General features: G+C 70.4%; 22 protein-coding genes. 8 read left to right on the top strand and 14 right to left on the bottom strand.

Annotated elements, in window-relative coordinates; genetic code table 11:
* Positions 1 to 17: 17 nt before the first annotated feature.
* On the top strand, positions 18 to 3,602 hold the full coding sequence (gene smc / locus HPS36_RS04295; RefSeq protein WP_173228652.1) for a chromosome segregation protein SMC: 3,585 nt from the start codon (positions 18 to 20) through the stop codon (positions 3,600 to 3,602).
* Positions 3,595 to 4,599 carry a segregation and condensation protein A gene (locus HPS36_RS04290; protein ID WP_173228649.1) on the top strand — a complete coding sequence of 335 codons (1,005 nt, stop codon included), beginning with the start codon at positions 3,595 to 3,597 and terminating at the stop codon, positions 4,597 to 4,599. Before smc ends, HPS36_RS04290 begins: the two co-directional genes overlap by 8 nt.
* 54 nt (positions 4,600 to 4,653) lie before the next feature.
* On the opposite strand, the gene mtnP is transcribed toward HPS36_RS04290, so the two are convergent.
* The 3 genes from mtnP to HPS36_RS04275 form a co-directional block, all read right to left on the bottom strand.
* Positions 4,654 to 5,520: an S-methyl-5'-thioadenosine phosphorylase gene (gene mtnP, locus HPS36_RS04285; RefSeq protein ID WP_137716511.1), complete on the bottom strand. Its 867-nt coding sequence runs from the start codon at positions 5,518 to 5,520 to the stop codon at positions 4,654 to 4,656.
* 67 nt (positions 5,521 to 5,587) lie between these two features.
* Positions 5,588 to 6,586, bottom strand: coding sequence for a YeiH family protein (locus HPS36_RS04280; protein ID WP_173228648.1), 999 nt, complete (start codon positions 6,584 to 6,586; stop codon positions 5,588 to 5,590).
* A complete protein-coding gene (locus HPS36_RS04275; RefSeq protein ID WP_173228646.1) occupies positions 6,583 to 6,744 on the bottom strand; it encodes a hypothetical protein in 162 nt (53 codons plus the stop codon). Before HPS36_RS04275 ends, HPS36_RS04280 begins: the two co-directional genes overlap by 4 nt.
* A gap of 142 nt (positions 6,745 to 6,886) precedes the next feature.
* On the opposite strand from HPS36_RS04275, the gene HPS36_RS04270 reads away from it, so the two are divergent.
* Positions 6,887 to 8,311, top strand: coding sequence for an HD domain-containing protein (locus HPS36_RS04270; RefSeq protein WP_137716513.1), 1,425 nt, complete (start codon positions 6,887 to 6,889; stop codon positions 8,309 to 8,311).
* A 49-nt stretch (positions 8,312 to 8,360) separates the two neighbouring features.
* Here HPS36_RS04270 and HPS36_RS04265 read toward each other — a convergent pair whose 3' ends face one another.
* The 9 genes from HPS36_RS04265 to HPS36_RS04225 form a co-directional block, all read right to left on the bottom strand.
* Positions 8,361 to 9,773 (bottom strand): FAD-dependent oxidoreductase, encoded by a 1,413-nt coding sequence (locus HPS36_RS04265; protein ID WP_173228644.1) that lies wholly within the window; start codon positions 9,771 to 9,773, stop codon positions 8,361 to 8,363.
* Positions 9,774 to 9,923: 150 nt separating this feature from the next.
* Positions 9,924 to 10,562, bottom strand: coding sequence for an HD domain-containing protein (locus tag HPS36_RS04260; RefSeq protein WP_173228642.1), 639 nt, complete (start codon positions 10,560 to 10,562; stop codon positions 9,924 to 9,926).
* Between the two features lie 12 nt (positions 10,563 to 10,574).
* The gene (locus tag HPS36_RS04255) at positions 10,575 to 11,270 is read right to left on the bottom strand and encodes a phosphoribosyltransferase (RefSeq protein WP_121561616.1); all 696 of its coding nucleotides are present in this window, start codon (positions 11,268 to 11,270) and stop codon (positions 10,575 to 10,577) included.
* 56 nt (positions 11,271 to 11,326) lie between these two features.
* Entirely contained in the window at positions 11,327 to 11,977 is a 651-nt protein-coding gene (locus HPS36_RS04250) for a DUF7519 family protein (RefSeq protein WP_173228640.1), read from the bottom strand.
* The gene (locus tag HPS36_RS04245; protein ID WP_173228638.1) at positions 11,917 to 13,422 is read right to left on the bottom strand and encodes a DUF58 domain-containing protein; all 1,506 of its coding nucleotides are present in this window, start codon (positions 13,420 to 13,422) and stop codon (positions 11,917 to 11,919) included. Before HPS36_RS04245 ends, HPS36_RS04250 begins: the two co-directional genes overlap by 61 nt.
* Entirely contained in the window at positions 13,419 to 13,970 is a 552-nt protein-coding gene (locus HPS36_RS04240) for a DUF7269 family protein (RefSeq protein ID WP_173228636.1), read from the bottom strand. Before HPS36_RS04240 ends, HPS36_RS04245 begins: the two co-directional genes overlap by 4 nt.
* 52 nt (positions 13,971 to 14,022) lie before the next feature.
* Positions 14,023 to 14,970, bottom strand: coding sequence for a DUF4129 domain-containing protein (locus tag HPS36_RS04235; RefSeq protein WP_137716519.1), 948 nt, complete (start codon positions 14,968 to 14,970; stop codon positions 14,023 to 14,025).
* A gap of 146 nt (positions 14,971 to 15,116) precedes the next feature.
* Entirely contained in the window at positions 15,117 to 16,166 is a 1,050-nt protein-coding gene (locus HPS36_RS04230; protein ID WP_173228634.1) for an MBL fold metallo-hydrolase, read from the bottom strand.
* Between the two features lie 79 nt (positions 16,167 to 16,245).
* Positions 16,246 to 17,274, bottom strand: a complete 1,029-nt coding sequence (locus HPS36_RS04225) for a PAS domain-containing sensor histidine kinase (protein ID WP_137716521.1) — start codon at positions 17,272 to 17,274, stop codon at positions 16,246 to 16,248.
* A gap of 107 nt (positions 17,275 to 17,381) precedes the next feature.
* Here HPS36_RS04225 and HPS36_RS04220 point away from each other — a divergent pair, with 107 nt between their 5' ends.
* The 3 genes from HPS36_RS04220 (at position 17,382) to HPS36_RS04210 (ending at position 21,690) form a co-directional block, all read left to right on the top strand.
* Positions 17,382 to 17,759, top strand: coding sequence for a hypothetical protein (locus tag HPS36_RS04220; protein WP_137716522.1), 378 nt, complete (start codon positions 17,382 to 17,384; stop codon positions 17,757 to 17,759).
* Positions 17,760 to 18,108: 349 nt separating this feature from the next.
* Complete coding sequence (purL, locus tag HPS36_RS04215; protein WP_173228632.1) at positions 18,109 to 20,361, top strand: phosphoribosylformylglycinamidine synthase subunit PurL; 2,253 nt, start codon at positions 18,109 to 18,111, stop codon at positions 20,359 to 20,361.
* A gap of 162 nt (positions 20,362 to 20,523) precedes the next feature.
* On the top strand, positions 20,524 to 21,690 hold the full coding sequence (locus HPS36_RS04210) for an ABC transporter ATP-binding protein (RefSeq protein WP_173228630.1): 1,167 nt from the start codon (positions 20,524 to 20,526) through the stop codon (positions 21,688 to 21,690).
* Positions 21,691 to 21,748: 58 nt separating this feature from the next.
* On the opposite strand, the gene HPS36_RS04205 is transcribed toward HPS36_RS04210, so the two are convergent.
* Positions 21,749 to 21,898, bottom strand: coding sequence for a DUF7550 family protein (locus tag HPS36_RS04205; RefSeq protein ID WP_173228629.1), 150 nt, complete (start codon positions 21,896 to 21,898; stop codon positions 21,749 to 21,751).
* Between the two features lie 243 nt (positions 21,899 to 22,141).
* On the opposite strand from HPS36_RS04205, the gene HPS36_RS04200 reads away from it, so the two are divergent.
* Positions 22,142 to 23,854 carry an L-lactate permease gene (locus HPS36_RS04200; protein WP_173228628.1) on the top strand — a complete coding sequence of 571 codons (1,713 nt, stop codon included), beginning with the start codon at positions 22,142 to 22,144 and terminating at the stop codon, positions 23,852 to 23,854.
* Positions 23,855 to 24,042: 188 nt separating this feature from the next.
* Positions 24,043 to 24,639 carry a DUF7504 family protein gene (locus HPS36_RS04195; protein WP_173228627.1) on the top strand — a complete coding sequence of 199 codons (597 nt, stop codon included), beginning with the start codon at positions 24,043 to 24,045 and terminating at the stop codon, positions 24,637 to 24,639.
* A gap of 394 nt (positions 24,640 to 25,033) precedes the next feature.
* Here HPS36_RS04195 and HPS36_RS04190 read toward each other — a convergent pair whose 3' ends face one another.
* Complete coding sequence (locus HPS36_RS04190; protein ID WP_137716527.1) at positions 25,034 to 26,173, bottom strand: DUF1616 domain-containing protein; 1,140 nt, start codon at positions 26,171 to 26,173, stop codon at positions 25,034 to 25,036.
* Positions 26,174 to 26,280 lie beyond the last annotated feature (107 nt).

Raw genomic sequence — 26,280 nt, 5'->3', positions numbered from 1 at the left:
CGGTCGCCTCCGACCCCATGCACATCACTGAAGTCGTTCTGGACGGGTTCAAGAGCTTCGGGCGTACGACGCGGATCCCCTTCTACGAGGACTTCACCGTCGTCACCGGTCCGAACGGCTCCGGGAAGTCGAACATCATCGACGGCGTGCTGTTCGCGCTCGGCCTCGCCCGGACCCGCGGGATCCGCGCCAAGAAGCTCACCGACCTCATCTACAACCCCGGTCACGACGACGGCGAGGCCGCGGACGGCCCGAACGAGGCCTCCGTCACGGTCGTGCTCTCCAACGAGGACGGCACCCTCGACCGCTCGCAGGTCGTCTCCGCGGCCGGCACGGAGAACGTCGGCGACGTCTCCGAGATCACGATCAAACGACGGGTGAAGGAGACCGAGGACAACTACTACTCGTACTACTACCTCAACGGGCGGTCGGTGAACCTCTCGGACGTCCAGGACCTGCTCGCGAGCGCGGGCGTGACGCCGGAGGGGTACAACGTGGTGATGCAGGGCGACGTCACGGAGATCATCAACATGACCCCCTACCAGCGGCGGGGGATCGTCGACGAGATCGCGGGCGTCGCGGAGTTCGACGAGAAGAAGGAGGCCGCCTACGAGGAGCTGGACACGGTCGAAGACCGGATCGGCGAGGCCGACCTCCGCATCGGCGAGAAGGAGGACCGGCTCGACCAGCTCGCCGACGAGCGCGAGACCGCCCTCCAGTACCAGGAGCTCCGCGAGGAGCTTGAGGAGTACCGCGGGTTCCGGAAGGCCTCGGAGCTCGAAGAGAAGCGCGAGGCGCTCGCGGACGTGGAGGGCGACATCGACGCGGCGGAGACCGACCTCGCCGAGCTCCGCGAGGAGCTCGACGCCAGGCAGGGGAAGCTCACCCGCCTCGAAGAGGACCTCGCGGACCTCAACCACGAGATCGAGACGAAAGGCGAGGAGGAACAGATCGAGATCCGCTCGGAGATCGAAGAGATCAAAGGCGAGGTCTCGCGGCTGGAAGACCGGATCGAGTCGGCCGAGTCCCGCGCCGAGTCGGCGGAGAACGACCGCCGGCAGGCGTTCGTCCAGATCGACCGGAAGGAGGAGAAGATCGAGGAGCTCGACGCCGAGATCCGCGAGACGAAGGTGGAGAAGGCGTCGGTGAAGTCGGAGCTGGCGACGAAGCGGTCCGAGCTCGCGGACGTCGAGGCCGAGATCGAGGGCGCCGACACGGAGTTCGACGAGCTGAAGGCCGAGCTGGCGGAGAAGAAGGAGGCGATCGAGTCGCTCCGCGAGGAGAAAAACGAGACGCAACGCGAGAAGGACCGGCTGCTCGACGAGGCGCGCCGCCGCTCGAACGCGGTGAGCGAGGCCCGCGAGGAGCTAGAAGAGGCCCGCGAGTCGATCCCGGAGCACAAGGCGCGGATCTCCGAGCTGAAAGGCGAGCTCGACAAGGCCGAGAAGAACGAGGCGACCATCGAGGACGCGGTCGCGGACCTGTTCGCCGAGAAGGCCGAGAAGGAGGAGCGACTGGGGGAGATCGAAGACACCCTCCGGGAGAAGCAGAACGAGTACGCCAAGCTGGAGGCGGCCGCCGACGAGCGCGGCGACGCCTCCTGGCCGCGGGCGGTCACCGAGGTGAAGAACGGCGGCATCGACGGCGTCCACGGCGCGGTCGGCGAGCTCGGCTCGGTCGCGGCCGAGTACGCCGAGGCCTGCGAGACCGCCGCCGGCGGGCGGCTGGCGAACGTCGTCGTCGACGACGACGGCGTCGGATCGACGTGTATCGACTACCTGAAACGGCGCAACGCGGGGCGGGCGACGTTCCTCCCGATCACGAAGATGGACGACCGGAGCCTCCCGCGGAAGCCGTCGGTGCCGGGCGTCGTCGACTTCGCGCGCAACCTCGTCGACTACGACGCGGAGTACGAGTCGATCTTCTCGTACGTGCTCGGCTCGACGCTCGTCGTCGAGGACATGGCGACCGCCCGCGACCTGATGGGCGACTACCGGATGGTCACCCTCGACGGCGACCTCGTCGAGAAGTCGGGCGCGATGACCGGCGGCTCCGGCGGCGGCTCCCGCTACTCGTTCACGAAGTCCGGCGGCGGCAAGCTGGAGCGGCTCGCGACGGAGATCTCCGAGCTCGAAGACGAGCGGCAGTCGGTCCAGTCGGAGATCGACACGCTCGACGACGACATCGCGGACGCGCGCGACCGGAAGGCCGACGCGGCCGAGCGCGTGCGGTCGCTGGAGGCGGACGTCGAGCGCGCCGAGGACGACCTCGCCGAGGCGGAAGCCCGGATCGAAGATCTCGAAGACGAGCTCGAGGAGCTGGAGGCGGAACGCGAGTCCGTCGACGAGCAGATGACGGCGTTAGACGAGGAGCTCGCGGAGACGGACGCGGCGATCGACGAGCTCGAAGCCGAGATATCGGAGATCGAGGCCGAGCTCGCCGACTCGAAGATCCCGGAGCTCTCCGAGCGCGCCGACGAGATCCGCGCGGAGATCGGCGACCTCGAAGACCGGATGGACTCGTTCGACGGGCGGATCAACGAGCTGGAGCTGGAGAAGGGGTACGCCGAGGACGCCGTGGACGGCCTCCACGACGACGTCGAGGAGGCGCAGAACGCGAAGGCGGAGGCCGAGGAGGCGATCGCCGACCACGAGGCCGCGATCGAGGAGAAGGAGGCCGAGCTGGCCGAAAAGAAGGAGGCGATCGCCGACCTCGAAGCGGAGCTCACGGAGCTGAAAGAAGAGCGCGAGGAGCTCCGCGAGGAGATCCGCGAGGCGACCCGGAAGCGCGACGAGCAGCGCTCGCTCGTCTCCGAGGCGGAGTCGGACCTGTCGGACCTCACGGACCGCCGCGACCGCTTGGAGTGGGAGATCGACGAGCTGGAGTCGCAGGTCGGCGAGTACGACGCCGACGAGATCCCCGACCTCGACGAGGTGGAGTCGCGGATCGAGGAGCTTGAGGCGGAGATGGAGGCGTTAGAGCCCGTGAACATGCTCGCGATAGACGAGTACGACGAGGTTCAGGCGGCGCTCGACGAGCTCCAGGAGCGCCGGGACGTGCTCGTCGAGGAGCGCGACGCCATCGAGGAGCGGATCGAGGGGTACGAGGCGGCCAAGAAGGAGACGTTCATGCAGACGTTCGAGTCGATCAACGACCACTTCCGGGACATCTTCGCGCGGCTCTCGGCCGGGACGGGGGAGCTCGTCTTGGAGAACCCCGAGGACCCCTTCGAGGAGGGGTTAACGATGAAGGCCCAGCCCGCGGACAAGCCGGTCCAGCGGCTCGACGCGATGAGCGGCGGGGAGAAGTCGCTGACCGCCTTATCCTTCATCTTCGCCGTCCAGCGGCACAACCCCGCGCCGTTCTACGCGCTCGACGAGATCGACGCCTTCCTCGACGCGGTCAACGCCGAGCGCGTCGGCGAGATGATCGAGGAGCTGGCCGAGGACGCCCAGTTCGTCGTCGTCGGCCACCGCTCGGCGCTGTTGGAGCGCTCCGACCGCGCCATCGGCGTCACGATGCAGGGCGACAACCTCTCGGCGGTGACCGGGATGCAGTTCGGCGACGACGCGGACGAGGAGGAGGTGAGCGCGGATGACTGACGACGGTGTCCCCGATCTCGACCTGACGAGCGAGCGCAACGGCGCCGACCCGTTCGCTGACGACGCCCCGGGCGGCGACGGGGCCGCGTCGGACGCCGGTTCCGACCCGTCCGACAGTTCCGAGCCGTCCGACGAACCCGAGTCGTCGGGGACCGATCCCGAAGCGGACGTGACCGACATCTCGCCCCCGGACGAGACGGACGAGGACGAGGTCGAGCCCGTCGAGCTGCTCGTCCAACTGGCCGAGGAGGGCGAGATCGAGCCGTGGGACATCGACATCGTCCAGGTGACGGACGCCTTCCTGGAGAAGCTCGACGAGACGGACCTCCGGACGACGGGGCGGGCGCTGTTCTACGCCAGCGTCCTGCTCCGGATGAAAAGCGACGGCATGCTGGCGGACGACGACGAGGACGAGGAGCCCGAGCCGGAGCCGTGGGAGGCCGCGATGGAGGGCGGCGCGCCCGACCCGGCCGCGGACGGGTTCGACCCCGTCGACAAGCTCGAAGCCGAGATAGACCGCCGGCTCGACCGCAAGAACACCCGGGGGTCGCCGGAGACGCTCGACGAGCTGGTCCGCGAGCTGCGCGAGGCCGAACGCGGCTCCTGGTGGAAGGACTCCCGCGAGTACGACACCTCCGAGTCGCCGCACGGCCACGCCAGAGGCACGCAGACGCTCGATTACCACGCCGGCGACGAGTTCCGCCAGGACGGAGAGCCGACCGCAGGGGAGGCGACCGACCGCACCCACGACGAGGACATCGAGGAGGTGATCGTGGAGATCGACAACACCCTCCGCACCCACTTCGACCGCGGGCGCACGGAGGTGCTGTTCGCGGAGATCGAGACGGCAGGCGGCCGCCCGTTCATGACGTACCTCGCGCTGCTGTTCATGGCCCACCGCGGCTCGGTCCGGCTCCAGCAGGACGACCTGTTCGGCGACCTGTGGGTGAAGGACCCGGCGGCGATGACCGGCGAGTCGGAAGCGATCGCGGACTGACTCGGTCGGACCGGGACCGAACCGACGCGTGTGACACGCCCCGCGGCCGGTGTCTTACAGGTAGTCGCCCAGCAGCGGCTCGACGCGCTCCTTCGTCTCCTCCGGGATCGCCTCCGTCGGCGTGTTGACGGTGCCTTCGAGCGCGGTGTGCGCCTCGCACTCCAGGTCCTCGGGGAGCGTCCGCACGGCCTCCTCGACGGCGGCCTTGATCGCCTTCTGGTTCTTCTCGGCGTTCTCTAAGACCTCTTCGAGCGTCACTTCGCTGTCCGCCTTCCAGACGTCGTAGTCGGTGACGCCGGCGATCGTCGCGTACGCGATCTCGGCCTCCCGGGCCAGCTTCGCCTCCGGGATCGCGGTCATGCCGACCAGGTCCCAGCCCTGCGACTTGTAGAACTCCGACTCCGCGCGCGTCGAGTACTGCGGCCCCTCGATACAGACGTAGGTGCCGCCCTTCACCACGCCTGTATCTTCGGGCGCGGCCGACTCCGCGGCCTCGGTGAGGTGGTCGACGAGCTCCGGGCTGTACGGGTCCGCGAACGGCTGGTGGACGACGACGCCGTCGCCGTAGAAGGAGAGGTCCCGGTGTTTCGTCCGGTCGTAGATCTGGTCCGGGACGACGAGCGTCCCCGGCTCCAGCTCCTCTTTCAGGCTCCCGACCGCGTTGGACGCGAAGATGTGCGTGACGCCGGCCTGCTTCAGCGCGTACATGTTGGCGCGGTACGGGAGGTCGGTCGGCGAGACGCCGTGGTTCGAGCCGTGGCGCGGGAGGAACGCCACCTCGCGGCCCGTGTCGCCGAACTCGCCGATCGTCACCGCGTCGCTCGGCTCGCCGTACGGCGTGTCGAACTCGACCTCGCGCACGTCGTTGAGCGGGAGCGCCTCGTAGATGCCGCTGCCGCCGATGAATCCGATGGTGCCCATACCCGGAGTGCGCCCGCTCGCTACTTATATGACGTGAACCCGTCCGACGCCGCCACGGTGACGCGGCTCACAGCAGCCAGCGCACCGCCGCGAGCGCGACCGCGCTCACGGCGAGCAGGTGGACCAGCACCGCGCCCACGGGCGCGGCGCCCACCGCGCGCATGTCGTCGATACGGATAGAGAGCCCGAGGCCGACGAACGCCAGCGCGAACAGCGCGTCCGAGACGCGGCCGATCGACGCCAGCGCGGCCGGCGAGAGCAGCCCGCTGTTTGCCACCGCCGCCACGATCAGGAAGCCGAGCAGGAACTTCGGGAACTCCGCCCACAGCCGCCGCACGCCCGGGTCGGCCGCGGAGCGCGCCGCGTACGCGACCGAGTACGCGACCGCGACCCCGCCCAGCAGCGAGTTCCGCGCCAGCTTCGTCACCGTCGCCCACTGGCCCGCCTCGGGGGAGTAGGCGAACCCCGCGGCCGCGACGGGGCCGGTCGAGAACATGCTCACGCCCGCCCAGACGCCGAACTGCCGGCCCGTGAGGCCGAGCCACTCGCCCGCCAGCGGGAACGCGACGAGGGTCACGGCGTCGAACAGCAGGATCGTCGCGGCCGCGAAGGTGATCGCGGCGCCGCGCGCGTCCAGCACCCTCCCGATCGCGACGACCGCGGAGACGCCGCAGATGCTCGCGCCAGCGGCCAGGAGCGACGAGGTGGGCGACCCGATCCGGAAGAGGCCGCGCGCGACGGCCTCGGCGAACAGGAGCCCGCCGGCGACGACCGCCACCACGAGGCCGAGGACCCGCGGACCGGCTGCCAGGAACTCCTCGACCGCGACCGCGGCGCCGAGCAGCACGATCCCGGTCTCCAAGAACAGCTTGTCGACGCCGACGCCCGGCTCCGCGACCTCGGGGATCCCGACGGTGTTCCCGACCCCGACGCCGAGCGCGACGGCGACGACGAGCGGCTGGAGGCCGGGCACCGCGTCCGCGACGAGCGTCGCCGCGACCGCGCCTCCCGCGAGCAGCGCGAGGCCCGGCAGGTACGCCCGGACCGCCTCGACGACCCCCGTCACAGCGCCTGGCCGACGAGGTGCGCGGCGACGATCCCGACCCCCAGCGCGAGCGCCTGCCAGCCGCGGTCGAGCGCGGTCCAGCGGTCGACGAGCGAGGCGCCGGCCGCGTCGGCGTCGCCCGCTCCCGCGTCCGTCCCGTCGGCGGCGTCCGATGCCATACCCGTGGCTCGGCGCGCTCGCATTTATGCCGTGTGACTCGGGGCGTTCTCCGACGGCGGGAGCCGGACGGCCGTCGGGCGGCGGTCGCGCGGCCGGCGACCGAAAGAGGCAGGGCCCGGGAGGGTGTGGTCCCCACAATCGATGCCCACCACGCAGATCAAAGACTCCGTCCACGGCTACATCGAGCTGCCGGACGCGCTCGTCGAGGGCGTCGTCGACACGCGACCGTTCCAGCGGCTGCGGTACGTCCGCCAGCTCTCGGCGACCCACCTGGTGTACCCGGGCGCGAACCACACCCGGTTCGAGCACTCGCTCGGCGTCTACCACCTCGGGCGGACCGTCTTCGAGAACCTCCGGCGGCAGTCGTACTTCGCCCGGGACGCGACCGTCGAGGAGCTAGAGGAGATCCAGCGGACCCTGTCGTGCGCCTGCCTGCTCCACGACGTGGGGCACCCGCCGTTCTCGCACCTCTCCGAGGGGTTCCTCGACGAGGGCGTCCTCCGGGAGCGCGTCGCGGAGACCGGCCTCGTCGACGCCTTCGACCGGGCCGGCGTCGGCGGCGCGCCGCTCCGCTCGGCGAACCCCCACGAGCTGCTCGGCTGCGCCATCATCGTCGAGGAGTACGGCGACGCACTCCGCGCGTTCGACGTGGACCCATTCGAGGTGTGCGCGTACGTCCTCGGGTACAGCCTCGCGTACGAGCGCGGCGAGCCGTGGCAGTACGGGGTCGGCGCCCAGCTGCTTCACTCCCCCATCGACGTGGACCGGCTGGACTACATCACCCGCGACAACGAGATGACCGGCGCGGGCGTGTTAAGCTTCGACGTCGAGCGCATGGTCGACGCCTACACCGCGCACCCGGAGGCGGGGCTGGCGCTCTCGGAGAAGGCGCTGTCGACCATCGGCAACTACCTCGAAGGCCGGATCGCGCTGTACATGTGGGTCACCCAGCACCACAAGTCGGTGTACGCGAACCGGCTCCTCCAGGCGATGCTCGGCGAGTACCAGCGCGTCACCGGCGAGAGCCCCGTGACGGTGGACGGCATCATCGACCGCGAACTCGACGACAACGCGGTGCTCGAACGGCTCCGGATCGCGGCCCGCGAGCACCCCGACTCGACGCTCGCGTCGATGTACGACCGCTTCCGCGGCCGGCGGTTCCCCGCAACCTGCTGGAAGCACCGGATCGCGCTCGCCGACCGGATCGGCGGCGAGCTCGACGACGACCTCCCCGTTGACGGCGACCCCCTCGACGAGTTCACCGCGTGGCTCACGGCCGGCGACGACCGCTTGGAGCGGCTCCTCGCCGACGCCCTCGACGTGCCGGTCCACGAGGTGTGGATCGACCGCTCGTACGTCCCCGCCTACGACCCCGACGAGCTGGAGGACATCCCCATCGCGTACGGCGGCACGACGCGGTCGGTCGCCGACTGGGGGCTGTACGGCGACCGCGCGTTCGACGTGCCGATCCCCTTCGTCTTCGTCCCCGACGGGACGAAGCGGCGGGCGATCCGCGTGCTCCGGGAGGCGTTCGAGCGGGAGGTCGCGGCGGACGAGGCGGCGTGAGTCGGCGTTCGGTCGCTCGAAAGGAAATGCGGTGCGGGGGCCGGTCGGATCAGTCGTCGGCTCCCGCGGGAACCGGGTCCTCGGCGCCGTCGGTCTCGGCGTCGTCGGCCTCGGCGTCGGACTCCTCGTCGGCCCGCGGGAAGTTCTCGATGGTCGCGTCGCGGAAGGCGGCCTCGTCGAACTCGTAGTCGTCCTCGAAGAAGTCGAGGACGGTCTCGACGTCGGTCATCGCGTTCTTCAGCGCGGTCGACGCGCCGGGCGAGGGCGTGATGTTGAACAGGATGCCGTCCTCGACTATCTTCGCTTCGCCCATGTCGAGCTCCTTGTTCTCGGTGTCGACGATCTGGGGGCGCACGCCGCCGTACCCCTTCGCGCGGTCGATGTCGTCGACGTCGACGCTCGGCACGACCTTCTGGACGTTCGGCAGGAACGCGCGCTTCCCGACGCCGGGGAGGTCGTACACGAGGTTGCGGACGACGTACGGGAAGAGGATCCTGTCCGAGAGGATGTTGACGTAGCTCAGCACGGAGTCGGGGTTGAACCCGAACACGTCGACGAAGTCGCTCACCGTCGAGAGGTGGCCGCGCTCCAAGGCGGGCACGAGCTTCGCCGTCGGGCCGAACCGGGTGACGCTCCCGTCGTGGACGTCGGCGTCGCCGTGGACCGCCGCGAACGGGAGCTTCTTCATCTGGAGCGTGTACACCTTCCCGTTCAGCAGGTCGTCCGCGAGGAAGAAGCTCCCCGCGACGGGCAAAAGCGACATCCCCTCGCCGTACCCCATCTCCTTGGCGAACTGGAGGCTGTGCGAGCCGGCCGCGACGACGACCGCCTCGGCGTCGAACGCGCCGTCGTCGGTGTCGACGACGAACCCGTCGCCCCGGTCGTCGACGCCGGTCACGGTCGTCCCGAGGTGGACGGAGACGCCGTCCTCCTCGCGGGCGGCCTCGACGAACGACTCGGCGACCGCGCCGTAGTCGACGACGTAGCCGTCGGGCGTCTGGAGCGCCTTCAGCTCGGTGTCGGGGTCGCGGCCCTCGACGACCTTCGGCTCCAGCTCGGCGATCTCGTCGCGGCCGATCTCGCGGAGCTTCGGGAACAGGTCGCCGAACCCGTTCTCGCGGTAGCGCTCCTCCAGTTTGGCGACCTCCTCGTCGCCGACCCCGAGGACCATCTTGCTGCGCTTGCTGTGCATCTCGCGGTCGGGGTCCGCCCCCTCGAGGTAGCCCGCGAGCAGCTCCGCGCCCTCCTTGACCTCCTCGGCCTTCTCCAAGGTGTAGTTCGTCTCGATGTCTCCGAAGTGGAGGGTCTGGGAGTTGTTCGTCCGGTGGGAGTTGATCGCGGCGACCTCCCGCTCCTTCTCGATCAGCGTGACGTCGTCGACGTCGGTGAACTTCGCGACCGTGTACAGAAGCGACGCCCCGCTTATCCCGCCGCCGACGATTACGAGATCGGTGTCAGACATGCGTGGTGAACTCACCTCGCGAAACGCCCTCCCCCGTTAACCATCTTACCATATTCTCGCGAAATCGCGGGGTAGAGGGCCTACGAACGTCTATCTCGAACACGACGATCGTCGAACAACCGCTGGCGCCGCGGTTCGGGCCCTCCCGCGTTACCCGTCGCGCGCGGCGCGGTACCGCTCGCGGACCGCGTCGAACAGCGCGCGGCCCGCGTCGGTCCGGAGGCGCGGCTCGGCCGTCGCGAAGAACTCGTCTAAGTCGTCGTACTCGCGGAAGGCGTCGGGCTCGCCGCGCTCCGGGGCGTACCGGTCGCCGCGCTCGTACAGCAGGGCCTGGAGACAGGCGTCGAGCAGGTCGCACTCCTTGACGAGCACGGCCTCCGGCGAGTCGCGGGCCTCGTACGCCTCCCAGGCGTCACCGACGCGCTCGGGGAGCGGGCCGGCGAGGTCGGTCATCGCCTCGCGCTCCGCCGCCGCCTTCGCTTCGCGGTCGACCGTCGCCGCGGTCGAGTCGGCCCGCGTCGCCATGTCGCCCGTCTCCGCCTCGGCGACGTCGTGGACGACGGCGAGCCGGAGCGCGCGGTCGAGGTCGACGCCCGGGAGGTCGGCACGGAACCGGTCGCCGAACGCCAAGACGAGGTAGGCGACCCCCCACGAGTGGGCGGCGACGGACTCGGGCGCGTCGACGCCGCGGAGCTGCCACCCGGTGCGCCGCTCGTCTTTCAGGTCGTAGGCGGCGAGGACGGCGTCGAGCGCCGCGTCGCCGTCCGCGTCGCGCCGTTCGTCGGCCATCGCTCCGGGCCGCTACTCGGCGAGCGCCCAGCTGTCGTCGCCGACGGGCTCCGCCACGTCCCGGCGGACCATCTCGTCGATGACCTCGTCGAGGCGGTCGGGCTGGGCGACCTCCATCTCGATCCGGCCGATGCCGTGGTACTCCTCCAGGTAGTGGCGCAGGTCCTCCCGCGAGAACGCCGACTCGTCGGCGCGCTCCATCGCGCCCTCCGTGAGGTCGATCATGTCCTCCAGGAAGTTCCACGGGTAAACGACCCACGTCCACTGTTCGAGCCGCTCGCCCACGAAGTCGGGCTGGAACTCCGAGGTGCCCAGGAGCTGGAGCGTCGCGGTGCGGATCTCGGCCGCGTTCCGCTCGTCGACGTACTCCTCGGCGCGGCGGATCGAGCCGCCCGTGTCGGCGATGTCGTCGATGATGAGGACGTTCTTGCCCTCGACGCTCCCCTCCGGCATCGGGTAGCGGATCTGGGGCTCGCCGCTCTTCTCGGCGGTGCCCACGTAGTGTTCCATCTTGAGGCTCGTGAGGTCGTTGAGCCCGAGGAAGTCGCAGACGCAGCGGCCCGCGAACCAGCCGCCGCGGGCCAGCGCGACCACCATGTCCGGCTCGAAGTCGGCCCGCTTCACCGCGTCGGAGACGTTGCGGCAGAGCCCGTAGATGTACTCCCAGTTGGTGAGCGTGCAGTCGAAGTCGTCCGGGAGGTCGCTCATACGACCGTACCTGCCACCCGCGCGGTGATAAGGGTTTAGCTCCGGCGTCGCGGGCCTCACCGTAGCGCCGAGATCAGCGCGATACCGCCGGCCAAAAGCAGCGCGAGCGCGGCCACGGGCTGGCCCCCGCCGACCGCGAGGGAGACGCCGTAGACGAGCCCCGCCGCGAGCGCGCCGACGAGCAGGCTCAGCCCCGCGTGGACCGCGACGTTGCGCCGGACCCGCGCGCCCCGGCCGACCTGCTCGCCGAGGCCGACGCCGTGGTCGGCCACGTCCCACGCGACCGCCAGCCCGACGGCGGCGACGAGCAGCGGCTCGGCGGTCGCGCCGCGGTACCCGGCGACCGCGAGGCCGACCACGCCGACGGCGGCGCCCCACGTCAGGACCCGCGTCGACCGCCGGAGCGAGCCGCCGAGGAACCCGAGCGCGGCGACGCCGAGCAGCGCGCCGCCGACCGGGCTCGCGACCAGCCCCGCGGTCGCGGCGACCCCCGCGGCCGCGAGGCTCGCGACGACTGCGACCGTCGGCGACCGCGCGTCCGTCTCGTGGAAGTCGCCGTGCGCGCCGTCACCGATCGGGCCGTCGCCGTGCGCGCCGTCGCCAGCAGGGCCGTCGTCGGTTGGCCGGGCCGTCGACTCGTCGCCGCTCATCGCGACCACCGCCTCGTCGCGGCCGCGACGGCGACCGGGAAGGAGTCGTCGCCCCACTCCACCGCGCGGATCCCTCCCGACCGGAGCGACCGCAGCCGCTGGCGCCGCTCGAAGGTCGTCAGCCGCTGACCGACCGTCCCGGTCGCGGTGGGGTCCGGCGAGAGGACCGTCACGAGGTGCCCGTGCGCGTCGATCCGGCGGGCGAGCGTCGCCGCGGTGTCGTCGACGAGCGGCGTGAAGAACAGCACCTGCGCGTCGGCCGGGAGCCGCCGCCGGAACCGCCGGAGCCACAGCGACCGGTAGAACCGCTCGTCGCTCGGCGTCGGCGCCAGCGCCGGGTCGGTCGCCAGCGTCTCCCGCCCGCGGGCGGCGTGGACGGTCCCGCTGCCCGGCGGGAGCCAGCAGTCCAGCGGCGACAGCGCCGCGATGCCGACCCGGTCGCCGCCGTCGAGGAGCGCCGAGAACGCCTGGCCGGCGGCCGCGACGCTCGCCTCCACCGCCGTCTCGGCGTCAGGGTCGGCCGCGGCGTACGCCGACTCGCGGGCGTCGACGAGCAGCACGACGGTGGCCGAGCGCTCCTCGCGCAGCTCGACGGTCGACAGTTCGCCCGTCCGCGCCCGGCGGTTCCAGTCGATCCGCTTGAGCGGGTCGCCCCGGCGGTACTCCCGCGTCGCGTGGAACTCGACGCCGGCGCCGCCCACGTCGGTCGGGACCCGCCCGTGGTGGACGGTCGTCAGCCCGCGGAGGGGGAGGTCACCGCCGGCGGCCAGTTCGGGGGTACAGGCGATCGCGGTCGGCGCGTCGAGGGCCGTCGTTCGCTCGCGGGCCCCCGCGGCGTCGCGCGTGACCGCGGTCATCGGCTCCCACTCGTGGTCGCCCCGGGCCGCGCGCACCGTGTACTCGAACGTCACCGCGGCCCCCGGCCGCAGCGCCGTGGCGACCCGCGCGGGGCCCTCGGCGACCGCCAGCCCCGGCGGCACGCCGTCGACGAGGCGGAGGTCCGGGAGCGGCGCCTCCCCGACGTTCTCCGCGCGGACCGTCACGCGCACCTCGTCGCCGGGCGCCGGGGCCTCGTCGCTCACCGTCCGGGTGACCGCGAGCGTCGGCGTCGGGGCCTCGCCGGCCCGCGCGTACACTGCGTAGCCGACCCCGACCGCGCCGGCGAGCACCAGCGACGACTGCCGGACGAGCACGCCGAGGCCGACGAGGGCCAGCGCCGCCCCGGCGATCCCCAGCCAGCGGTCGGTCGAGACCTCGCGCCGGCGCTCGCGGTCGGTCGGCGCCGCGGCCGGCCCTCCGGCCGCCGCGGAAGCGTCTCCGGTCGCCTCGCCAGTTTCTTCGGCCGCCTCGTCTTCGGACTTTGGCGCGTCGGACCCCGACTCGTCGACACGGTCGGCCGTCGGCCCGGGTCGGTCGTCTCGTTCCGGACCGCTCGTCTCGCCCCCGCCGCTCGCGGCCGCGTCCGAGCCGGCCGCCACCTCGGCGCCTCGCGGGTCGCTCACCCCGCACCCCCCTCGATCCGTTCGATCTCGTCGACCGCGGCCCGGAGCCCGTACCAGTAGTTCGAGCGCCCACGGATCCCGGCCGACAGGCGGACGCGGACCGGGTACCCGCTCCGGGTGTCGAAGAAGGCGGCCGCGGTGGGGTCGTCCGTCCACGTCCCGTCGTCGACGGCCGCCGCCGCGGCCTCAGGCGGGCAGTTCCGGTCGCGGGCGACGGCGTCGACCGCGACCTCCCGGATCCGGTCGCGGAGGTCCCGCCGGTCCCGGTAGCCGCCCGGCGCCGGGCTGACGACCCGCGCGATCCGCTCGTCGAGGTCCGTCCCGGGCACCGCGGCGGGCGCGCGCCGCTCCGGTTCGCCGGGGTCGGTCAGCAGCCGCCGCCGGTCGCGGCGCGCGTTCGCGTACCGCACTCCCTGGACCACGCCGAGGACGCCGATCAGCGTCACCACGGCCGAGGTGGGGGAGATGGCCGCCGCGATGCCGCGGTCGAGCGCCGCGAGGACGCCGACGGCGACCGCCGCCACCCCGACGATCGCGAGCGGTCGCACTACGGCTCACCCCCGTCGGGTCCGGCGCTCGCGGTCGCGGACCGGTCGGGCGTCACGAGTCGCCCCCGTGTCGCTCCTCGATCCGGCGCAGCGCCTCGACGGCGCGGCGCTCGCGGTCGTCGGTCGCGTCCTCGCCGCCGTACCGCACGCGCTCGAACACCTCGGTGAGCGCGGTCACCGGCTCCTCGTCGACCCCGGCGTCGACCGCGGCGGTCGCGAACTCGGCGGGCGTCGAGGAGGCGGGCCGGTCGACGTCGAGCACGTCCGTCATGTCCCGCCACGCGCGGTACACCTCGTTGTCCGCGTCCGACGACTCGATCCGGTCGGCGGCCTCGCCGGCGGTCCGACCGATCGCGTCGAGGTCCGGCGGCTCCTCGGCCGGCTCCTCGGCCCGCGCGGCCGCGTCCCCGTCCGTCTCGTCGTCGCCGCCGGCGAGGAGCAGCGCGGCGACGCTGGCGATCACCGCGACCACGACGACGAGCGCGAACAGGATCTGCGGCGCCGACGCCGCGCCCTCCCCGCCGCCGACGCCGGCGCCGCCGACGGCGCCGGCCGGCAGGATGCTCGTCCCGTTGCCGCCGAGGCCGAGCGAGACGGTGACGCTCTCCGCGACCGAGCGGCACGTCGACAGCACCCAGAAGAGGACGCCGATGGGGGCGCCCATCACGCTCGCGACGGCGACGCTCGCGAACGGCGACGCGGTGTCGCGGTAGGTGATCGCGGCGAGCAGCGTCAGTCCGACGAGCAGCGCCAACACGGCCGGCGGCTCCCGCAGCGACGGGAAACAGAGCCCCGACGCGGAGAACTCGCCGGCCTCGCCCGACGAGGAGAGCACGCCGGGGTCGCCGGTGTCCGATCCGACGCTCGGGGCCTCGCCGCCGCCTCCGCCGAACCCGCCGCTACCCGTGTCGACGGCGGTGTTCAGCGTCGCGGCAGCGACGCCGAGCGCGACGAGGGCGAGGAGGGCGACCGCGACCGCGACGAGGGCGTCCCGCTTCACGTCCCCGAATACGCCGGCCGCCGGGAATAGCTTACGGCGTCGGCCACCCGGTCCGGGGGCGCACCGATTCGGGCTGGCGTCATCGGTCCGGGCTGGCGTCACCGGGGCTCCGAGCGGGCGATTCGGCCGAGCGTCCGGACCGTCCCTTACGCGTCCTCGCTCCCGTCGACGAGGTCGTCGAGCGGCGTCGTCGGGAACAGCGCGCCCACGTCGGGCTCGGGGTCGACCAGGCGGTAGGCGGTCCCGTCGCGCTCGACGACGCCGGCGGCCGCGAGGTGGTCGAGGTGCGAGAACGCCTCGCCGGGGCCGTGGAGCACGTGGATGTCCTCCAGCGAGCCGAACAGCGCCGCCGACACCTCCCACGCGGTCGCGGGCCCCGACTCGTCGAGCACGTCGATCACCCGGCGGGTCCGGTGGCGGTGGTGGTCGAGGATCGTCGCCGCGCGGCGGCTCGGCTCGTCGATCCGCCAGCGGTGGCCCGGGTGGGCGGCGTCGAAGTCGCGGTCGACGAGGCGGGCGAGGCTCTCGGCGTAGGCGGCGAGCGCCCCCTCGACGCGCACGTCCGCGCCGCCGACGTTCGGGGTGTACTTCGGGAGCAGCGCGTCCCCGGTGAACACCTCCTCCGTCGCGTCGTCTCCCGCCACGGGCTCGTGGTCGGGGACGGTTCGGGGGTCGAACGCGAACCCGGAGAGCCCCGCGGTGTGGCCCGGCAGGTGGAGGGCCTCGAGCGCGACGCCGCCGGCCTCGATCACCTCGCCGTCGCCGAACGTCGTCACGTCCGCGGGGTCGCCGGAGAGGTCCGCGCTGACCGCGTCGAAGAACCCCGTCAGGCGCTCGCGGTCGGCCGCGGGCATCCCCCAGCGCTCGAACGTCTCGCGCTGGAGGTCGCGGTCGGCGAACAGCGGCGTCTCGGTTCCGTCGACGAGGCCGGCGTCCGCCTCGTGGACGAACACGTCGGCGCCGCCCGCGGCCTGTACCTCGCCCGCGAGCCCCGCGTGGTCCGGGTGCCAGTGGGTGAGCACGACCGCGTCCACGTCGGCGAACGAGCGGCCGTGCTCGGCGAGACCGTCGACCAACTCCCCGCGCACGTCCGGGAGCGCGACGCCGGTGTCGACGAGCGCCGTCGTCTCGCCGTCGAGCAGGTACACGTCGTTTTCGCCCTCGAAGACGGTGTTGCCGAGCTGGATCCGTTTCACACGACTCGGTCGGCTGCCGGGCATTTCACGGTTTCTACCGCGGCGAGGCGGGCCGGCCGCCCCCGCCGGGCCACCTCCGTCACTCGATGTCGACGCCGGTGAACTCGAAGCGCGCGCCGCCGTCGTCGCTCGCGGCGACCGACACCGTCCAGCCGTGCGCCTCGGCGACCCGCTCGACGATGGCGAGCCCGAAGCCGGTCCCCTCCGGCTCGGTCGTGTGGCCCGCCTCGAAGATCGCGTCGCGCTCTCCTTCCGGAACCCCCGGCCCGTCGTCCGCGACGTAGAAGCCGCCGTCGAGGTCGCCGACGGTGACCGTGACCGCCTCGCCGCCGTGTTCGACCGCGTTCCGGATCAGGTTCTCCAGCAGCTGTCTGAGCCGGCTCCGGTCCGCGCGGACCGTCAGGGCCGTCTCCGCGTTCAGCGTCGCGTCCGCGGTGTCGACGCCCCGCCAGCACTCCCGCGTGACCGCGGCGAGGTCGACCGCCTCCATCGACTCGACGTCGACGCCCTCGCGCGCCAGCGTCAGGAGGTCGCCGATGAGCGTCGCCATGCGCTCGTGGGCGCGGGCCACCGCGTCGAGGTGCTCCGAGTCGACCTCCTCTCGGGCGAGTTCGAGGCGCCCCCGCGCCACGTCCAGCGGGTTCCGGAGGTCGTGTGACACGATGCTCGCGAACTCGTCGAGCCGCTCGTTCCGTCGCTCCAACTCGCGCTCCCGTCGCCTCCGTTCGCTTACGTCCCGGATCACGCCGACCCGACCGAGTTCCCCGTCGTCGCCGAGTTCGGTCGGGCCGAACCGCATCTCCGCCGGGAACGGCTCGCCGTCGACCGGCTCGAACTCGTACTCGATGGAGCCGGCGTCGCGACCCTCCTCGCGCATCGCGGCCCGCTCCCGCCGCGCGCGCTCCGCCGTCTCCTCGCTCACCCAGTCGTAGATGTCCGTACCGAGGAGCTCCTCGCGGTCGACGCCTTTCATCTCCGCGTACCGCTCGTTGACGTAGACGATCGTGCCGTCGGGTCGGATGGCGTAGACGGCGTCGTCGAGCGACTCGAGGATCGTCTCGTACCGCCGCAGGTCCCGCGCTCGTCGCTCTCTGTCGCGGTCCCCCATCTGTGTTCGTGATCCGATTCCGGCCGGTCCGTAATAAACCACCGTCAGCCCTGTCCGGTCCGTTACCGATCCGTTGGGGCTTTGCTTCTCCCGCCCGTTCCGACGATATGGAGTATCAACCGGGCGTGTGTAACATCGGACCGACCCAACAGCGACGGCGGCTCCTCCTCGGCGTCGGGTCGCTGGTGGCCGCGGCGGCCTACGTCGCGGCGGTCGTCGCGCTCGCGTGGCCGCGGTGGGCGCTGATCGCCGCCGTGGTCCCGCTGTACGGCGCCGCGATGGGCGCGTTACAGTACCGCGAGCGCTTCTGTATCGGCTTCGCCGGGATGGGCGTCTTCGACGTGGGCGACGGGGCGAACGAGATACAGAACGAGGAGGCGCTCGCCGCCGACCGCAAGAAGGCGGTCCGTCTCAACGCGAAGGCGATGGCCCTCGGCGCGGCCGGAACGGTGGTCGTCTTCGCCGCGGTGACCGTCCTGTTATAAATAGTCGCGGGGGTGCGGACCGTTCGTTCATATGTGATTGCGAGCGGGTCGGTGGTGAACACCGCCAAAGCCCCAGCCGTGCGGCGAGCGTGCCCTCGCCGCACGGCTGCCCGTTTGAGTCCCGCCCCGCTCCGCCCCACACAGCACCTCATACCTCCCCAGCCTCGTCGCTCCCTTCGGTCGCGCCGGCGACCTCGCGCGTGCTGCCTCGCGGCCTCCGCTTCGCTCCGGCCGCTCGCAGGCACGCGCCGCCGCACACCGCCGAAATTTGTGTGGGATCTCGGTAGAGCATCAACACGAACGTGCGTATAGAAAAGCATTAGACCCGGCTCGGTGACCACGTAAGTGAATGAGTCTGTCCGATGCGGACCACGAGCTCGTGACCGCGGAGCTCGGTCGGGAGCCGACGGCGGCCGAGGCCGCGTTATTCGAGAACCTCTGGAGCGAGCACTGCGCGTACCGCTCCTCGCGGCCCCTCCTGTCGGCGTTCGACAGCGAGGGCGACCAGGTCGTGGTCGGCCCCGGTGACGACGCCGCGGTCCTCGCGCTGCCCGAGCCCGACGCGGCCGACGCCCCCGCGGCCGAGCGCGACGCCGACGACTACGGCGACACCTACGTCACGTTCGGCGTCGAGAGCCACAACCACCCCTCCTTCGTCGACCCGTTCGACGGCGCGGCGACCGGCGTCGGCGGTATCGTCCGCGACACGATGAGCATGGGCGCGTACCCGGTCGGTCTGCTCGACTCGCTGTACTTCGGCGGCTTCGACCGCGAGCGCTCCCGGTACCTCTTCGAGGGCGTCGTCGAGGGCATCTCCCACTACGGCAACTGTATCGGCGTCCCCACGGTCGGCGGCAGCGTCGCCTTCCACGGCGGCTACGAGGGGAACCCGCTCGTCAACGTCGCCTGCGTCGGGCTGACGAACGAGGAGCGGCTCGTCACGGCCACCGCCCAGGAGCCGGGCAACAAGCTGGTCCTCGTCGGCAACGGCACCGGCCGCGACGGGCTCGGCGGCGCTTCCTTCGCGAGCGAGGACCTCGCCGAGGACGCGGAGACCGAGGACCGCCCCGCGGTCCAGGTCGGCGACCCCTACGCCGAGAAGCGGCTGATCGAGTGTAACGAGGCGCTGCTCGACGAGGACCTCGTCCGCTCGGCCCGCGACCTCGGCGCGGCCGGACTCGGCGGCGCCTCCTCCGAGCTCGTCGCGAAGGGCGGCCTCGGCGCCCGCATCGAGCTCGACCGGGTCCACCAGCGCGAGCCGAACATGAACGCCACCGAGATCCTGCTCGCCGAGAGCCAAGAGCGGATGTGCTACGAGGTGGACCCGGACGACGTCGACCGCGTCGCCGCGCTCGCCGAGCGGTTCGACCTCGGCTGCTCCGTCATCGGCGAGGTGACCGCGGGGAACTACGTCTGCGAGTTCGCGGGCGACGCGGACGGCGACGGGGAGTCCGAGGTCGTCGTCGACGCGCCCGCCGAGTTCCTCGCCGACGGCGCGCCGATGAACGACCTGCCGAGCGAGCCGCCGAGCGAGCCCGAGCGCGACCTCCCCGACGACGCGCCGCCGCTCGACGAGGCGGTCGCCGCCGTCCTCTCGGCCCCCTCGACCGCGAGCAAGCGCTGGGTGTACCGCCAGTACGACCACGAGGTCGGCACGCGCACGGCCCTGAAGCCCGGCGACGACGCCGCGCTGCTCGCGATCCGGGAGACCGAGTCGGACGGCGCCGACCGCGACGGCGCAGCCGACGGCGTCGGCCTCGCGCTCGCCTCCGGCGCGAACCCGAAGTGGACCGCGGCCGCACCGTACGAGGGCGCCCGCGCCGTCGCCTTGGAGAACGCGACGAACCTCGCCGCGACCGGCGCGGTCCCGCTCGCCGCGGTCGACTGCCTCAACGGCGGCAACCCGGAGAAGCCGGACGTGTACGGCGCGTTCGAGGGGATCGTCGACGGACTCGCCGACGCCTGCGCCGCGCTCGACGCCCCGGTCGTCGGCGGGAACGTCTCGCTGTACAACGACAGCGTCGAGGGGCCGATCCCGCCGACCCCGACGCTCGCGGTGCTGGGGACGACGCGCGGCTACGACGCGCCGCCGGCCGCGCTCGACGCCGACCGCGCGGCCGACTCCGAACTGCTGCTCGTCGGCGCCGCCGGCGACGCGCTCGGCGGCTCCGAGTACCTCGCGCACGCCGGCGGCAGCGACCGGTTTCCGGCGCTGCCCGACGACTCCGGCGGCGCCGACGACCTCGGCGGACTCGTCGCGTCGCTGGCGGCGGCCGCCCGCCACGAGTCGACGCTCGCGGCCCACGACGTGAGCGAGGGCGGGCTCGCGGTCGCGCTCGCCGAGCTGGTGACTGACGACGCCGGCGTCGACGCGACCCTCCCCGACCGCGTCGCGGCCTTCGACGAGACGCCCGGCCGCCTCCTCGTCCAGACCACCGACCCCGAGGGCGTCGCGGCCGCGGCCGGCGACCTCCCCGTCTTCCGGCTCGGCGAGGTGACGACGGACGGGACGCTCTCGCTCGCGGTCGCCGACGAGTCGGTCGCGCTCTCCGCCGACGCGATACGTGACCACCGCGACGTGATCGACCGCGAACTCGCCTGAACCGCCGGGACGCGGCAGTGTGGTGGCTTCGGTCGTCCGCGGTCCGCCCCCGCGACCACCCGATTTCGACGCCGCGAGAGCGAGCGATACGCTTTTAGGCACTCCTAAAGTATGTGGCGGCAACCGCGGGACGCCGGTCGGCCCGGCGCCCGCCCCTCATCGATGGCATCCACGGAACCAGTCGGCACGACGCGCTCGGTCGAGTCGGACGACGCGACGAGCGAGCGACCCCGCGACGACTCGGACGGCCGGCGGTCGGCCGGCGACGACGCCGACCACGTCCTGTCGCTGTCGGACGTGACGAAGGCGTTCGGCCCGGAGACCGCGGTCGAGGACGTCTCGCTCGACGTCCGGTCGGGCGAGCTGCTGACGTTCCTCGGCCCGTCCGGGTGCGGCAAGACGACGACGCTGCGCACCATCGCGGGGCTCGAAGAGCCCACGGAGGGCCGCATCACCCTCGGCGACGAGGTCGTCGCCGGCGACGGGTCGTTCGTCCCGCCGGAGCGGCGCGACGTGGGTATCGTCTTCCAGAACTTCGCGCTCTTCCCCCACCTCACCGTCCGCGAGAACATCGCGTTCGGGCTGTCGGAAGCCGACGCCGCCGAGAGCGAGGCCCGCGTCGACGAGCTCTTAGAGCTGGTCGAGATGACCGACCACGGCGAGAAGACGCCGGACCAGCTCTCGGGCGGGCAGAAGCAGCGCGTGGCGCTGGCCCGCTCGCTCGCGCCCGAGCCCGAGGTGCTCCTCTTGGACGAGCCGTTCTCGAACCTCGACGTGCGCCTCCGGGTGGAGATGCGCGAGGAGGTGCGCCGCATCCTGAAGGAGGCGGGCGTCACCGCCGTCTCGGTCACCCACGACCAGGAGGAGGCGCTGTCCATCTCCGACCGCGTCGCCGTGATGAACGACGGGCAGATCGAGCAGGTCGGCCGCCCCGAGTCCGTCTTCGAGCGCCCCGAGTCGAAGTTCGTCGCCTCCTTCCTCGGCCGGGCGTCGTTCCTCGAAGGCGAACTCCGCGACGGGAAGGTCGACACCGGTATCGGCCGCTTCGACGCCGTCACGCTGGAGGGGTACGACACCGTCTACGACGGAGCGCCCGTCGACGTCTTGGTCCGCCCCGACGACCTCCGCGCGACGCCGGCGAGCCCCGAGCTCGCCGACGGCGTCGTCACCTCGCGGCAGTACGTCGGCCCCTCGTTCGTCTACCGGGTCGAGCTCGACTCCGGCGAGGCGGTCCACTGCCTCCACAACCACGTCGAGGAGTTCGACCTCGACGAGCCGGTCTCCCTGGAGCTCACCGCGGACCACCCGCTCGCCTGGTACCCGCGCTGAGCGCGCCGCTGGCGGAGATTTCCTGTCGATAGCTGCGTCCGGAGAGCGCCGGCGGCGCTCAGAAGGTTGCGAGGAACGGCACCGCGTACGCGATCAGCAGGCCGACGAGCGTGACGGCCGCGCCGATGCCGACCTCACGGGTCCCGAACTCCTGCATCGGGGCGGTCACGCGCGCGTCCGGGTCGGGCTCGTGCGAGTGGTCGTCCATGCCCGCGACTCCGGTCGGGGGATACATAAGCCCACCTGAAGCCGACGGCGTCGACCCGCTCCGGACCGGGCGCACCCGGCATCCCGAACTCTCCCTCCTACGTGATTTCTCGACACGATATGTAACGCGCGTTCGGCCGCGGAGGACGCTCCCGTGCCCCGATCAGTTCGGGAAGTATCGTCAGAAAAGAAACTTACATATGGTTCGTTGTAGGACGCCAAGGTACGGGCAACTGACACAACTATGACAACAGTCCTCACGCTAGCGTTCGTCGGCGTCATTCCGATCGCCGTCGCGTTCGTCCTGCTCGCCGGACTGCGGTGGTCGGCCGCCCGCGCGATGGGCGTCGGGTGGCTGCTCGCGGGCGGGATCGGACTGACGTACTGGGGCATGGAGCTCGACTGGCTGGTCGCGTCGGCCGTCTACGGCGCGCTCCAGGCGGTCGACATCATCCTCATCGTCTTCGGCGCCATCCTCCTGATGAACTACCTCGAGGGGAGCGGCGCCATCGCCACCATCCGCTGGTACTTCGGCCAGATCGAAGAGGACAGACGCATCCAGGTGCTGCTCATCGGCCTCGGCTTCATGACGATCATCGAGGGCGCGGCCGGGTTCGGCACCCCCGGCGCGCTCGCCGCGCCGCTTTTCATCGGGCTCGGCTTCCCGCCGCTTGCGGCCGCGGTGTTCGGCCTGTTCTTCAACGCGCCGAACCCGCCGTTCGGCGCGGCCGGGACTCCGGTCATCGGCGGCACCGGCGCCGTCATCGAGCCGGCGCTGTCGGGCTCGATGAGCGTCGGCGAGTTCCTCTCGATGGTCTCCGCGTGGTCCGGCGTCGTCACGGGGGTGACCTACGTGTTCTGGGGCCTGCTCGGCGTGTTCTTCCTGACGTACTGGTTCGGCGACGCCGACGGCGGGCGGAGCCTCGGCGGCGCCGTCCGCGACACGCTCCCGATCGCGCCGTTCGCCCTCCTGCTCGGCGCCGTCACGGGCGGGACGCAGCTGGCCATCGCGTGGGTCGTCGGGCCCGCGCTCCCCGACATCGCGGCCGGGTTCGTCGTCCTCGGCGTCGGGCTCTTGCTCGCGAACAACGACATCCTCGTCCCCGACCGCGAGTGGGACTTCCCCGACGACGCGGCGTGGAGCGACACCTGGCTCGGCGGGCTGGACCTCGACGAGATCTCCCGCGACCAGCCGAACAAGGAGATGTCGGTGCTGCTGGCGTGGACGCCGTACCTGCTCGTCGCGCTCGCGCTGCTCGTCACGCGGTGGCCCGACCTCACCGTCGCTGGCACCGAGGTGCTCGCGTGGATCCAGGGCTTCACCGTCGGCATCGACTCGATCCTCGGCACGGAGCTCGGGTACACGCTCCAGTACCTCTACCTCCCGGGGACGATGCCGTTCATCCCCATCGCCGTCCTCACCGGCCTCATCCACGGGATGGACATCGACGAGATAGGTGCCGCGTGGCGGCGCTCGGTCGAGCAGGTCGCCCCCGCCGCGCTCACGCTGATCATCGCGGTGTCGATGACGCAGGTGATGATCCAGTCGCAGACGAACACCGCGGACCTCCTCGGCATGATGGAGGCGCTCAGCCGCGCGCTCGCGATCGGCGCGGGCGGCCTGCTCCCGATGATCTCGCCGTGGATCGGCGCCATCGGCTCCTTCATGACCGGGAGCAACACCTCCTCGAACATCCTCTTCAGCGTGCTCCAGTACAACGCCGCCGAGACGGTCGAGCTCTCCCGAACGATCGTCGTCAGCCTCCAGAACGTCGGCGGCGGCCTCGGCAACATGGTCTCGGTGCTGAACGTCGCCGCGATCTGCGGCGTCGTCGGCATCACCGGCCGCGAGGGCGACTTGCTCCGCAAGGCCATCGTCCCGATGGCCCTGTTCGCGCTGTTCGCCGGACTGTTCGGGATGCTCCTCAGTTACGTCTTCGTGCCCGGGCTGTTCTGAGCCCGCGGCGGGTTGGTTCGGGCCCGGGCGCTTCGGTTCCGACCTGCCGACACCCTCTCTGGGCGACGGGTTCAAACCGCTCACGAGGAGTTACCTGGGCCTACTCATCGGGGTGGAGAATCCTGGAAGACTCTCGGATAAATTTATTGGATAAATTTAATTATATGGTTGTCAATCACTACTTGTTGATGGACCTACCCGTTCGTGACGGCGGCACGACGTTGATAACCGGTCCGACCTTATCCGGGCGCCGACGGCTGATCCACCAAACGCTGCGGGAGTCACCCGGCCAGCCAGCTATCGTAGCGACGCGAGAACCGGCAACATCCGTTCGATCGAGGTATCAGCGGCTGACGGCGGGTTCCGAGTCTGAGCCCGTTATTGTCGACTGTATCACAAATACTTTTGAACAACCACCGGATGACACGGCGTCGACAAAGTACGCCCAAGGCCCAGAGAATCTCACGTCTATCGGGATGAAATTCTCCGACATTCTCGAACAACGCAGGACAGATCAGCTCTCGGTCGGGCTCACGAATCTCTCGCCACTGTTAGTGTACACGTCACCTTCGGACGTATTCCAGTTCGTTAATATTCTCGTACAGAAGTCGGTCGGCACGGGCTGGCCGGTGTTCGTGACAATTGACCCCAGCGTACATGACGCCTCGACCGTCGAGCAGTTCGTTCCGCTGTTCGACGACGTGATCGAGACGCGGCGTACCGACGATGGAGATCAAGAGCTGCGGGTCCGAAAGCCGGAACCGACGAACTGGGCGGCGTTTTGACCGTGCCACGGTAGCCACCCTGCGGAACAATGAAGCTGGAATAGTCCGGACTGACCGAGTTTTTCCCGTCTCACCGGAGAGTGGCTTCCGTCTCTGTCCGCAACTGTCACTCGCCCGTGTCAGGGCTCTCACTCGGGCCGACCGCAGTGGCAACATTGGCGCCGTGGGTAGTCACGCGTGCGGTCCCTCCAACGAACACCTGAACAGTGGTCGCCAACCAACCGTTGAGGAGCACGAGGCTGGCCGCGCTCATCCACCAATGATCCACCCGAACGAGACCGTAGCCCACACCGTGAGTGCGCTACTACATAGTTGACCGAGCAGCTAGTAAGCACCACGAACTTTCTCCTTGCTTATACTCTCGCTTTGTCCGGCGCTCGCTGGGAACAGGGGCTCAGCGCCTACGTTCAGCTAACTGATTGGCCTCACTTGGACTGACAACATCAACCCAAATGTGTAGATCTCGATACGCGTTTTCTTGTGTGGGTACCTCAGGCGCACTTCCTTTGTACAGCAGATACTTCACACGGAGATTCTCTCCTGGTTGTGGCGCCTGGAATGTGTGGGGTTCGTGATGCGTAGCGTTGTGTTCAACGGTTGCTTGAAATCGGTCAATTTCTTCCCGCTCACGTACCGTTGTAGTGTTCCCCTCCTGTTCGACGGTCTGTAGCTGGATAACAACCGTATACGTCGTGCGTTCATACTCGTTATTACCGATCCCGACAACCAACTGGCTCTGTTCACCAACTGCCAGTTCATCCGGATAGCCGTCCGCTACTAATTCTCCATCATCGGATTCACTTAGCAAATAAAACTCCGTGAATTGTTCTCCCTGCGGTGGAACAGCAACGGCATACCCCACGCTACCAACAGCAAGCAACACTGAGAGCACAAGTGCGATATTAAGCGCCGCATCTGTCCGGCTGTTTGGCTCAAAGAGTTCGGCTTTCCCGGCTGCGATCCACGCCCTGTACGGAACCCGAAACTGGTCTTCAGCAGGCAACTCGTGGCGTCGCCTTGCTGCGATACTCACACAGGCAAGCGTGAATACCGTAACTGAGAGGACAACCGGCGCCAGTCGAATCCCCCACGGCGTGAAATTCAATACTAATCCAATAAGCGGAACAATAGCAATAGACAATCCGAAGGATAACGCAACCCGCTCGATTCCATCGATCCCTTGCGACTGTAGATGCTCACCAGGTGGTTGTGACCTTTCTGTCTCTGCTGCGTCAGTCCCCGGAACTGGGTTGGGTTTACCCTCCGATTCAGAGTCGGCTACTGTCTGTGCCTGACCGTCGTCTGCTGAGACTTCTCGACTGCTTTCAGGAAACAACGCCGCAATGAACGCATATCCGGGGAGAAACAAGACAAATCCAAGTCCAAAGAGTACACGTAGTGGTGTCTCATTTATCCCCGGAATAAATACGCTTCCTACGGTGAGCAACGTCAGAACAACAACTGCTGCTAGGTCGGCAGGCAGCCGCCGGACTGGTCGTGGAAGGAGTAACCACGCTGTCCGCCGATCACTCATAGGTGGTACTCGTATACCACAGGCAAAAGCCATACGATGCGATGTCATCCTGACAATTCTGCGGCTCCGATCACGTTTTCGGTCTGTAGCCACCCTAGCTACACACT

Origin of the sequence: Halorubrum salinarum, from assembly GCF_013267195.1 — an archaeon.
Taxonomy (GTDB): domain Archaea; phylum Halobacteriota; class Halobacteria; order Halobacteriales; family Haloferacaceae; genus Halorubrum; species Halorubrum salinarum.
This window is presented reverse-complemented; position numbering and strand designations above follow the sequence as displayed.